The 11,885-nt window shown below is 65.0% G+C and carries 7 protein-coding genes; 2 read left to right on the forward strand and 5 right to left on the reverse strand.

The annotated features are described in order from the left end of the window. Positions 1-11: 11 nt before the first annotated feature. The gene (locus tag ACFQU0_RS11670; RefSeq protein ID WP_382200915.1) at positions 12-875 is read right to left on the reverse strand and encodes a fumarylacetoacetate hydrolase family protein; all 864 of its coding nucleotides are present in this window, start codon (positions 873-875) and stop codon (positions 12-14) included. Between the two features lie 143 nt (positions 876-1,018). Between ACFQU0_RS11670 and ACFQU0_RS11675 the strand changes: the two genes are divergently transcribed. Together ACFQU0_RS11675 and ACFQU0_RS11680 are read left to right on the forward strand one after the other, a co-directional pair. Beyond that, positions 1,019-2,005 carry a LysR family transcriptional regulator gene (locus ACFQU0_RS11675; RefSeq protein ID WP_382200917.1) on the forward strand — a complete coding sequence of 329 codons (987 nt, stop codon included), beginning with the start codon at positions 1,019-1,021 and terminating at the stop codon, positions 2,003-2,005. Between the two features lie 44 nt (positions 2,006-2,049). After that, positions 2,050-4,002 carry a GNAT family N-acetyltransferase gene (locus ACFQU0_RS11680; RefSeq protein WP_382200919.1) on the forward strand — a complete coding sequence of 651 codons (1,953 nt, stop codon included), beginning with the start codon at positions 2,050-2,052 and terminating at the stop codon, positions 4,000-4,002. A 39-nt stretch (positions 4,003-4,041) separates the two neighbouring features. Here the strand turns inward: ACFQU0_RS11680 and ACFQU0_RS11685 are convergent, their stop codons facing one another. From ACFQU0_RS11685 to ACFQU0_RS11700, 4 genes are read right to left on the reverse strand one after another with little or no spacing between them, the layout of a single operon-like run. Next, positions 4,042-5,370 (reverse strand): HlyD family type I secretion periplasmic adaptor subunit, encoded by a 1,329-nt coding sequence (locus ACFQU0_RS11685; protein WP_382200921.1) that lies wholly within the window; start codon positions 5,368-5,370, stop codon positions 4,042-4,044. Then, a complete protein-coding gene (locus tag ACFQU0_RS11690; RefSeq protein WP_382200923.1) occupies positions 5,367-7,160 on the reverse strand; it encodes a type I secretion system permease/ATPase in 1,794 nt (597 codons plus the stop codon). The genes ACFQU0_RS11685 and ACFQU0_RS11690 overlap by 4 nt, the downstream gene beginning before the upstream one ends. Positions 7,161-7,194: 34 nt before the next feature. Beyond that, a complete protein-coding gene (locus tag ACFQU0_RS11695; protein ID WP_382200925.1) occupies positions 7,195-7,989 on the reverse strand; it encodes a hypothetical protein in 795 nt (264 codons plus the stop codon). 49 nt (positions 7,990-8,038) lie between these two features. Next, entirely contained in the window at positions 8,039-11,857 is a 3,819-nt protein-coding gene (locus tag ACFQU0_RS11700) for a beta strand repeat-containing protein (protein ID WP_382200927.1), read from the reverse strand. Between the last annotated feature and the right edge of the window lie 28 nt (positions 11,858-11,885).

The raw sequence follows: 11,885 nt of genomic DNA on the forward strand, positions 1-11,885 counted from the left end.
AAAGGTGGCGTTCAAGCTGCGCTGTGGTCGGTGGCGATGGTGTTGCGCAACACGCCCAGCCCGGTGATTTCCACCTCCACCACGTCACCGTCCTTCATGTAGAGCGGCGGCTCGCGGCGGTCGCCCACGCCACCCGGTGTGCCCGTGGCGATGACGTCGCCGGGCGACAACGGCGTGAAGCGCGAGACGTAGGCCACGATGGTGGGGATGTCGAAGATCAGGTCGCCCAGGCTGGCGTGTTGCATCACCTGGCCATTGACGCGTGTTTCCAGCGTGAGCGTGGTCACGTCGGACACTTCGTCGGTGGTGACCAGCACCGGACCAAACGGCGCCGTGCCAGGAAAGTTCTTGCCGGGTGTGAACTGGTGGGTGTGGCGCTGCCAGTCGCGCACGCTCACGTCGTTGAAGCAGGCGTAGCCGGCGATGTGGTCGAAGGCCGCTTCTTTGGCGATGTGGCGGCCACCGGTACCGATGACAAAGGCAAGCTCCCCTTCCCAGTCAAAGCGCTCCGAGAAGGCGGGGCGCAGCACGGCATCGCCTTGGGCGGCCAGGCTGTCGTTGAAACGCAGGAACAGCGATGGGTAGTCGCTGTCCGCGCGCTTGGTTTCGGCCACGTGGCTCTTGTAGTTGAGGCCCACGCAGATCAACTTGCCGGGGTTGGGAATCACGGGCAACAAACGCACCTGATCGGCCGACAAGACCACGCCGGTCGACAAGGTGGCTTCAGCCGCTTCCCGCAGCACCTGGGCGGCAATCGCGGCCTTCAGGTCGGTGTATCGGGTCTGGAAATCGGCGGGCACCGGGCGGTACAGACCCGCTTCGGTGACGGTGCCGTAGGTGGCTTGGCCGTTGGTCTCAAAACTCGTGAAGCGCATCTTGTGTCTTTCCAATGGGTTTCCGCAGGACGTTGGTGAGGTATGGGCCGAAGTCTAGGAAGTCACATGACATCTGAATAGAATCCAGACTGGCATTTCAGACATGCCAATAATGTGATGGCAGATCCTCAAGGAGATGACGGATGTCCCGTGCCACCCTCAACCCCAACGACTTCCGGCTGTTTCTGGAGGTGGCCGAGCTGGGCAGCTTCACCAAAGCGGCGGCACTTCGCCAGACAGTTCAGTCGCACATCAGCCGCCAGATCAGCGAACTCGAAGCCCATTGCGGAGGCGCGCTGTTTCACCGCACCGGGCGTGGCGTGACGTTGACCGATCTGGGACAACTCATCCAAGCCCGTGTGCGTGGTTGGGTACGCGACACCGACCAGCTGCTCGCCGACATCCGGATCGATGCGGGTCTACCGCGCGGCGAGGTCAAACTCGGCATCCTGCCCTCGGCTGCCCACCCGTTGATGACGCGGGTGTACCTGCGATTGCAAGCGGCGTACCCGAACATCAAACTCAATATCCGCGAGGGCCAAGGGGGTGAGTTGGACGCCCTGCTGGACACCGGCAGCGTCGATATGGCGGTGCTGTTCCGCTATCAGAAACCGGCCAGCCCAGACGAGAAACTGCTGGCGACCGTGAGCACCTACCTGGTGTCGCGACCAGGCGACCCACTGACCAAACACGACACCGTCGACTTTTCGCGTGTCGAGGGGCTGCGCCTGGTGTTGCCGCGCCGACCGGCCCACTGGCGCGCGGTGTTGGACGAAACAGCGCGCGGCAAGGGTTTCACCCTGCAGGCGGCGGTGGAGGCCGACTCCTTGAAAGTGCAGAAGGAACTGGTGGCCCAGACCGACCACCTGTATTCGCTGCTGGGGCCGTTTTCGATTGCTGAGGAACTGCAGACCGCGCGCCTGCAGGCAGCGCGGCTGGTGAACCCCGACTGCAAGCGGCACGTGACCTTGGCGCTGCCCAAACAAGGCCAGCTCACGCCAGCGTGCAAGATCGTCGCCCAGCTGATTCAGGAAACCGTAGAAAGCTGGGGCCACCAGCTGAGCGAACCTGCGCCTCAGCGGGAAGCTGCGAGCGCACGACGCGCTCCAATCCCTTCGGCTGAACCCTGACGTAACATGCGGCGGCTACGCCATTGGCGAGTGAAAGGTTGCCCATGTCCCTCCTGTCCCGCATCGGTACCCCGTTGACACAATGGGCCAAACAAGTGTTCGACACCACGCCGGCCGCGGTGCCATCCCGCGCCGCCGCGCTGCAGGTGCTGGAGAACGAGCCCTACGCGTCCAAATGCCTGAGCGCAGAGCAGGCGGCCGAACTGGTCAAGCCCGGCAACAAGGTGTTTGTGGGGACCGCCTGTGCCACGCCTCGCACACTGATCCGGGCGCTGGAAGCGGTGCGCTTTCCACCGCCTGACGTGGAGTTGATCCACTTTCTGACCACCGACAGCATTGCCCGTGACGCACAAGGTGCGCCCGTCACCCAATACCGTCACCAGTGTTTTTTTGTTGGCATGGACATGCGCGAGGCCGTCAAGCGCGGACAGGCCGAGTACCTGCCGGTGTCCATCGCGGCGGTGCCCGAGCTGTTCAACATTGGGCGGTTTCCGCTCGACGTGGCGTTCATCCAGGTGTCGCCGCCCGACCGCTTTGGCTACGTGAGCCTCGGGGTCTCGGTGGACGTGGTCGTGGCCGCTGTGCAGAACGCACGGCTGGTCATCGCCGAAGTGGTGCCCGACATGCCATGGACCATGGGCTATTCCACGCTGCACGAAAGCCAGATCCACCACTTCGTGCCGGTGGACACACCGTTGATCGAGTACACCCACACGGTGTCCGAAACCCAGGTGGTCGAGCGCATTGCGCGCTACATCGCCGGCATCATCGAGGACGGCTCGACACTTCAGATCGGCCTCGGCCGGTACCCCAACGAAGCGCTGCGCTACCTGACCGACCGCAAGGACCTGGGCATCCATTCCGATGTCATCACCGACGCCATCCTGCCGCTGCTCGAGCGTGGCATTCTGACCGGCAAACACAAGACCTCGGACAAGGGCAAGATCGTCACCAGCTTTGCCATGGGCTCGCGCCAGTTGTACGAGGTGCTGGACCGCAACCCGCTGTTCTCTTTCCAGCCCATGGACATGGTGTGTGCCGTGGGCACCATCGCATCGCAACACAAGATGGTGTCGGTGACCCAGGCCTTTGCCATCGACCTCACCGGCCAGGTCTGCGCCGACCAGTTCGAGGGCGAGTTCTACAGCGGCATCGCCGCGCAAGAGGAGTTTCTGCGCGGCGCATCTCGCTCGCCCGGCGGCAAACCCATCATCTGCCTGGCGTCCACCACCGACGATGGCAAACAGTCGCGCATCCGGCCCATGCTCAAGGCCGGCGAAGGCGTGACCGTGCCGCGCTCTGACGTGCACTTCGTCATCACCGAATACGGTGTGGCCTACCTGTTCGGCAAATCGCTGCGCGAGCGCGCCATTGCCCTGATCCAGATTGCCCACCCCGACCACCGGCAAGGCTTGCTCGATGAGGCCAAGCAACTGGGCTACCTCTCGCCCACGCACACCCTCAAAAACATGCGTGCCTACCCGGTGGAAGACGAGCGCACGGTGCAACTGAAGAACGGCCAGACCGTGATGCTGCGCCCAGCGCGCGCCTCCGATGGCAACGGCATCCGCCAGCTGTTCTTTGGCTTGCCTGCGGCCGACGTGTACACCCGTTTTTTCCGCACGGTGCACGCGCTGTCGGCCGAGGACGTGGAACGGCTTTGCAACTACAACTACGAGAACGAGGTGGGTTTTGTGGCCGTGGTGGGCCCGCGAGAACAAGAGGAGATCATTGGACAGGCCTGCTACTTCTCCAACCCGTCCACCAACCTCGCCGATGTGGCCTACCTGATCAACCCGCAATGGCAATCCACCGGCCTGGGCAGCGCGCTGCAGCAACGCATTCTTGAACATGCGCAAGCACGGGGCGTGCGCGGCTTCATCGCCGACATCCTGCCCGGCAACACCAAGATGATTGCCCTGGCCAAAAAGGCCACCGACCACATCACGGTGGAAAAGGAAGACGACTCGCTGCATGTGACCATGATGTTCGAGTGAAGGCGCAGCGAATCCATTGGCGTGATCAGCGTTGCAGGTTCAATGCTCCAACAACGCCGACGCTGTTCGCTGCAGCAGCGGCCTGAGCAAATAGGTCAACATCGTGCGTTCGCCCGTTTTGATGGTCACGGAACACTGCATGCCCGCAAACAACTTCACCTCGTTGAGCCGCGCAATTTCGTCAGGGCTGATGCGCACGCGAACCGTGTAGTACGGCACCCCCGTTCGCGGGTCCGTCATCACATCGGCCGACACCGTTTCCACCACCCCAGCCACCCGCGGTCTGCGGGCCATGCTGACATACGCATCGAAGCCCACATCGGCGGTCAAGCCGGGGCGCACCCGGTCGATGAACTGAGGGGCCAGGTGGGCTTCCACCACCAGTTCCTCCCCCAGAGGCACGATGTCCATCACCCGGTCACCGGGCTTGACCACGCCGCCCACCGTGTTCACCGCCACATCCACCACCGTTCCGGCCACGGGCGCACGCATCACCAGGCGGTCATGGCTGTCGGCCACACCCTTGCGGCGTTCGGTCAGCATGGACAATTCCCGCTGTGCTTCCGACAACTGCGCCTCGACGTCCTTCTGATAGTCGTTGCGAATTTGCTGCTCGCGCATCTGGAACTCGGCCAAGCGTGCGTTGGTGGCGGCGATGTTGGACAGGTCTTCGGCCTGTTTGCTTTGCACTTCCGAGAGCTGGCGCTCGGTGTCCAGCAATTGGTTCTGCGAGACAAACCCTTGCTGTTGCAGGGCCTGAAACTTGTTCAATTGCTCGTTGAACAGCCTGACCTGCTTTTCTCGCCCCACCTTGAGCTGCGCCAGGCTGTCCAGCTGGGCCCGCAAGCCCTTGGTGGATTCGCGCACGATGCGCAACTCGCCCTCAAGCGCGCGGCGCCGGGCGGCAAAGACATCGCGCTGTGACTTCAGTGCGGCTTGCACTTCGACCGAACGGTCCTGCTCCAACTCCTTGGGAAAACGGATCACCACCGCACCTTCACGTTCGGCCTGCAAACGCGCCACGGCAGCCGATGCCATCAGCCACTGACCGGTGACCGCATCCAGTGCGGCTTTGCCCTGCACCTCGTTGAGCACGACCAGGTCCTGGCCTGCCGCCACCTGCTGGCCCTCCTTGACGAGAATCCGCTCGACCAGCCCGCCGGTCAGGTGCTCCACCCGCTTGCGTTTGGTCTCCACGCCCACCACACCGGGCGTGGGCACACCTTCATCCAGAGGGGCCAGGCTGGCCCACAGCAAAAATCCCCCGAAGCCCACGCCCAGCAGCCACAGCGCAAGGCGGGTGGGGCCTGCGTGGTCGGCATTGGGCATGCGGGGCGGTTGTGGCCCAGTCAACAGCGGGGCATTCATGGGCTTTCTCCTGCCGGTTGGCCATCAATGCCTTTGGGCCGCTCGCCATGTGAACCCGCCGTGTGTGGCGGCTGACCCACACGCTGCTGGTTGGCTTTCAAGATGTCTTCACTGGCCCCCATGACCTGTATGCGTCCATCGTTGAGCACCATGATGGTGTCGACCTGGGTCAACAGGTTCATGCGGTGCGTGACCACAAACACGGTGCGACCGCGTGCCTTGAGGTCCCTCAGGGCCTGCATCAGGGCCAGGTCACCCGCTTCATCCAGGCTGGCGTTGGGCTCGTCCAGCACCACCAGCACCGGGTCGCCATACAGTGCGCGGGCCAGCGCGATGCGCTGGCGCTGCCCACCCGAGAGGGTGACACTGCCGGGTGAGCCATCCTGTATGCGGGTTTCATAGCCTTTGGGCATGCGCAAGATGAGCTCATGCACCCCTGCGCGCTGCGAGGCTTGCACCACGGCATCGGAGTCGATCACACCAAAGCGGGCGATGTTTTCAGCCAAGGTCCCTGCAAACAACTCGATGTCTTGTGGCAGGTAACCGAGGTAGGGGCCGATGTCGTCGCGGTAGGCGCTGCCCAGGTCGGCGCCGTCCAGGCGCACCGAGCCCGCCAGTGGTTTCCACACGCCCATCAGCGCGCGGGCCAGCGTGGATTTGCCCGAACCGCTGGGGCCCACAATGGCCACCTGCTGTCCCGCTGCCACCTCAAAACCCAGGCCCTTGAGGATGGGTTCGCGTTTGTTGGGTGTGTCGTCGTTCGCACCAGCGGGTGCGGCCACCACCAGGTTCTCAACTTGCACAAAACCTTGGGGTCGGGGCAGCTTGATGTCGGGTGGGTAGACCACAGGCTGCGCCATCAACCCGTTGAGCCGCTGGAGGGCTTCCCGGGCGGTGACCAGCTGCCGCCAGTGGGCAATGACCATGTCCACCGGGGCCAGGGCGCGGCTCAGCAGGATGGACGCCGCGATCATGCCGCCGGGGGTCACCTGGTCTTTGAGCACCAGGTACGCCCCCAAGCCCAGAATACCCGACTGCAAAAAGGACCGCGAGAATTTCACAGCCGCACCGATGCGGGCGGCGCGTTCATTGACGTCACCCAGCGTGGCCAGGTAGTGGTGCTGGCGCACCAACCAACGTTCGCGCAACGCACCCAGCATGCCCAGCGCATCGACCACCTCGGCGTTGCGTGCGCTCGCATCAGCCATGTGGGTGGCCGCGTTGCCCATGCGGCCGGCTTCGGCCTGCAAGGTGCCGGTGGCGTGCTCGTTGTACCAGGCCAGCGCGAGCAAAAAAGCGGCAGAGACCACGCCAAACCAGCCCAGCACGGGGTGAATAAGGAAGGTGACCAGCAGAAAAACCGGCAGCCACGGGGCGTCGAAGAGTGCCATGAGCCCCCTGCCCGTGACGAAGCCCCGCACGTGGCCCAAGTCGTTGAGGGTCTGGCTCAGACTGCCCTGCCCGCTCAGGCGTTGGGCAAAGGCCGCGTTGAAAAGTTGGGGCCCCATCTGCACGTCCACCGCCGCACTGGCCCGGCTCATGACCAGCGAGCGCAGGTACTCCAGCGCCGCTTCCAGGGCCAACAGGCCTGCAAGCAGCAATGTCAGCATGACCAAAGTGCCTTCGTTGCGGCTGGTCAGCACCCGGTCGTAGGTCTGCAGCATGTAGAGCGACGGCGCGAGCAACAGCAGGTTGATGACCAGACTGAAGAGGCCGATGTGGGTGAACACACGGCGCAACTGCCCCAGGGCGCGGGTGAACTCGCCCTGGGGAATGTGAAACAGGCTCATGCGCTGGGGAAAGTAAGAAAGCGTCCGGTGAAGCTCAAGGCTGCTTGGCGAACAACAGCGCGGCAGCGCGGGTCTCGGCCTCGTTGGTGGCGACCACCGTCAGGCGGGCATCGGCGGTGGAGAGCGTGGCCACACCATGGAAGGTCTGGGTGGAAGGTGTGCCGCTGCCAGGACAGGTTTCTGTGAACTGCACCGTGTACAGGCTCTGGGCAGAAACGACGCTGGTGTGTCCGCTGTAGGTGCAACCCGTGGTGCTCGTGCCGCTGAGGTTGTTGGTGCCGGCGGCAGCGCTTTGAACGGTCCAGTTGACGCGGGCACTGCCCAGGTCCGCTTGCCATGTGCCGTTGGCCTGGTCGGCGCGCAGTGCGGTGGCCATGGCATCGCTGCGGTCGAACAGGGCGGTGGTGCCCAGCAGGGGCTGGATGGCCATTTGCGAGCTGGCACCGGCCCCCGTGGTGGTCTGGATGGTGTAGCTGGCACCGCTGACCGCCGTGACGTTGGACGTGCCCAGCATGTAGACGTTGCCGGTGACGGCACCTGCGGTCAACACGGGGCCGCTGGCTTTGAGCTTGATGAGGGTGGACGCGTCCTGGGCCAGCGCCCACACGGTGTCCACGGCAGGCGTGTTGGCGCCAGTCGATGCGGGCACGACGATGGCCGTGTAAGCCGGTGTGAGGCCGGTGCTGAGCCAGCGGCCTTGGGTCAGGCTGGAGGTGGGCGTGAGGTCGGGCGCATCCGAGCCGCCACCACAGGCGGTCAGAGTCAGCGCACAGGTGGATGCGAGTGCGGTCAGCAGGCGGGCGCGGGTGAACAAAGGCTTGGTTTGCATGGGTGGGTGGGGGAATGTGTGGGTCACGGACTGCTTCTTTCAGACTGGCTCAGAACCAGAAATGGTCCAACGGCAGCTTGGGCTGGTGTTCGGTGATGGACTGGGGCAGGTTGCCGACGGCACCCGGGTCGGAGATGGTGCCGTTGGCCAAACCATCGGCGTCGAACTGCCCGCCGTCTTCGATGACAAAGTCCAGGCGCAGCTTGCCCCCTTCCGACACCATCTTGCCCCCGTGGGCTTCACTGGCAAGGTTGACCCAAGTGCCACTGGCGTCTTTCTTCCAGTAGCCGTTGACGCCCAGGTTGGCGTCCACAAACAGGCTGAAGGTTTCCTGGCTGCCAACGTCTGCAATGCTGGCTTTGAAGCTGATCAGGCCCAGGGGCGTCGTCAGGTCGGCGGGCGTGTCTGCAGGGGCGTCAAGCTGCCTGATTTCGGTGATGGTCGCACCGCTGGCAGGGCTGGCCTTGCCATCCGTGCTGTCGGCCACCAGGGTGACGAAGGTGGGTGCGGCGGCCGGGTCGGTGGAGATGTTGTCGGTGACGCGGAACTGGGTGGACGACACCGCCGCTTGCTGGGTATCGGCAATGCCGTCCCCGTTGCCGTCACCGGCCACCGGCGTGCCGCCACCGGCCACCGGCAGCGTGGGCACCAAGCTTTCCACCGCGTTGCTCACGCCATCGCCGTCGGCGTCGCCCGGGGGCAAGGGCACGGGCGGCGGGGCCGGCGCGGGTTCCGGGTCGGGCTCCGGTGCCGGCGCTGGTGGGACGACCCGGGTCAGCACCACATCGTTGCCGTCACCGCCTTGGTAGCTGACGGTGAAGGTCTGGCCGTTGACGGTGATGGTGCCGTTCTGTGCAATGCCCGCAAACGTGCCCACCACCGCATCGGCGCCGTCGTTGTCGATCAGCCTGAAACTGTCGCTGCCGCTGGGAGAAAAACCCAGGGTGGTGGACAGCGTGGCGCCGCTCAGGTCCACGGCGCCATTGACCACCAGTTGGTCAAAACCCGAGCCGGCGGTGGCGCCGTTGAGCTGCATCACCAGCGTACCGCCGGCGGCCACCGTGAGGCCGTTGTTGAGGGTGAGCGTGCCAGGGCCGCCCACACCCGGGGCCAACGTGCCGCCCGACAACACGGTGACAGCACCCGATGTGGCCACCGTGCCCACGCTGCCACTGCCGGTCAGCGTGGCACCAGAGGCCACCGACAGCGTGCTGGTGTTGGCCAGCGATCCGGTGACCGACAGCGTGCCCGCGGTCACGGTGGTGCTGCCGCTGTAGGTGCTGGCGCCGCTGAGGGTGACGGTGCCAGCGCCGGTTTTGCTCAGGGGCTGTGCGCCCGAAATCACACCGCCGAACGTACCGCTGTTGCCCGTGTCGGCAAACACCTGCGCACCCGCACCTGACAGCGTGATGTCGTTGGCCAGGCTGATGCCATTGGCCACACCGATCTTGCCGTTTGCATTCAGGGTGATGGTGCCGCTGCCAAAAGCGGTGTTGCTGCCCGCGATGACCACCCCCCCGTTGTTGGTGACGGTGGTGCCGCCGCTGTAGGTGTTGTTGCCCGAAAAAATGAAGCGCGTGTCGGTGGCACTCCCACCACCCACGGTGAGCGCCTGCGCGCCACCGGTTTCGGTGATGGTGCCGCTGACCGTGCGGGTGCCGGCAATGTTGCCTGACAAAATCGACGCGTTGCCCGCCAACACAATGTGGTTGCTGTAGGTGACGTCGCTGCCCGCCACGGCAAAGGTGGTGCCCGCTGCCAAGGTGATGGTGCCGGTGCCAAAGGCGTTGGCCGAGCCGGTGACACCCAGCACCTGCAATGCCCCACCCTGAACATCCACCGCGCCGGTGGTGGTGACCGCCCCCGCGTAGGTGATGGCGCCAGTGCCCAGCTTGACGAAAGACCCGCTGCCGCTGATGGCACCGTTCAGCGATATGCCGAAGTCGCCCTGAAGTGTGCCCCCGCCCGCGCCCAAGACCATGGCGTTGTTGAGCGTGACGCTTGTGGTGGCCACAAGGGTGCCGCCTTCGAACGTGACGGCGCCCGTGCCGACGCTGCTGCCGCTGGCGATGAGCAGCTTGCCACTGGAGAGGGTGGTGCCACCAGAGTAGGTGTTGGCTGCCGACAGCGTCAAGTCACCCGTGCCGGTCTTGACCAGTGCGCCTGTGCCACCGATGACACCCGACAGCGTGAAAGCATCCGAGGTCACACGCACCGTACCTCCGCTCGCACCCAACAACACCGCGTTGTCCACGGTGCGGCTGCCGGTTGAACTTTGCAGGTTGAGCGTGCCACCGTTCAAGGTGACGGCGCCGGCGCCCAGGTGGTTGTCGCTGCCGATCGTCAGCATGCCGCCGGTGACGGTGGTCGTTCCGGTGTAGGTGTTCGCCCCGGACAGGGAGAGCGTGCCCGCACCACTTTTGCTCAGGCTCCCCGCGCCTGACAAGTTGGCGTTGAGGGCGAGCGTGTCGGCCGTCCCATTGCTCACGCTCAACAGGCCGGCCAGCACCAAGGCGTTGTCGCTGATGGTCAGCGTGCCGACCGCGTCTGCGTCAATCGCCGTGCCGTCGGGCACGGCGGCGTTGGCGCTCAAGGTGATCGTCTGGCCGCCCAGGCCGGCGGCAAACCCGACGGTCTTGCCGCCTGCGGAGGCCAGGGCCAACGCCTCGCGCAGGCTCAGGCCACCGCCATCGGCCAACTCGGCGGCATAGCTGCCCCCCGCAGTGGCATCGTCACCTGCATCGCTTTGCGTGGTCACCACCAGCGCTTCGTTCACCGTGATGGTCAGGGCTTCTTCGTAGGACAACGAACCGGGGCCGTTGTCGGTGGTGCGGATGCGCACCGAGTAGGTGCCCGCGCTCAGGCTGGCGGCATCGTTGGCGCGCAGCGTGTTGCCAGAAATGGAGAACAAGCCATTGTGGGTGTCGCCCGCGCCGGGGACAAAGGTGTAGGTGTGCGTGTCGCTGGTGTCGACGTCGGTGCTCGTCAGGTTGCCCACAGTGGCGTTGGTGCCGTCGTAGACCGACAGCGCGGCGTTGCTCAGGGCGATGTCGGTGGGGGCGTCGTTGACGGCGGTGATATCGATGTTGCCGTTGGCCACCGTGGAGTCCACCGTGCCGTCATTGACCTTGAGGGTGAACGTGGCCGCGTTGTCGCCACTGGCGTTGGCGGCGCCGGTGTACTGGATGGCGCTGGTGTTGTCCAGCCACGCGTTGATGTTGGCCGCCGTGCCCGTCAGCGTCAACGTGCCCGTGCCCGAGCCGCCCACCGTGACGCCGCCACCGCTGGTAGCCGCCAATGTGCCCGCCGACACACCCAGCGTCGCCGTCAGAGGGCTGCTGTCCACATCCGCCACGGTCACGGCCGAGAGGTCCAGGTTGCTGGTCTGGTCTTCAGTCACCGTCACATCGGCAGGGCTGCCGGTCACGGTGGGCGCGTCGTTGACCGCCACCACCGTGACGGTGGCCATGGCGGGCGAACCACCAGGGGTGCCCGTGTCCATACCGCCGTTGGCCGTGCCGCCGTTGTCCTGGATGGCTGTGAGCGTCACCACCCGGGTGCTGGCCGTGTTGGGCGCCTGGCTGGTGTTGCTGTAGGTCAGGCCCGTCACCAGTGTCTCGATGGCCGCCACGGATATGCCGGCGCCGTTGGTCAACGTGACCGTTGCCGTGCCACCGATGATCGACACGCTGTACCCCATGCTGTTGGTGGTGGTCGTGCCACTGGCGCCGTGGGTCAGGTTGATGGTGCTGCCGTCCACACCCAGCCGCTCGGTGGTGTCGCTGACGTTGGTGACGGTCAGGGTCAGGCCGGTGGGTTGTGTCGCAGTAAGCCGCCCAAAGACAATCAAGGCATGGCCCCACTGCATCTCCAATTGGCAAACTCGACTCTGCGCC

Source organism: Hydrogenophaga defluvii, from assembly GCF_042665235.1.
GTDB lineage: Bacteria > Pseudomonadota > Gammaproteobacteria > Burkholderiales > Burkholderiaceae_C > Hydrogenophaga > Hydrogenophaga defluvii_A.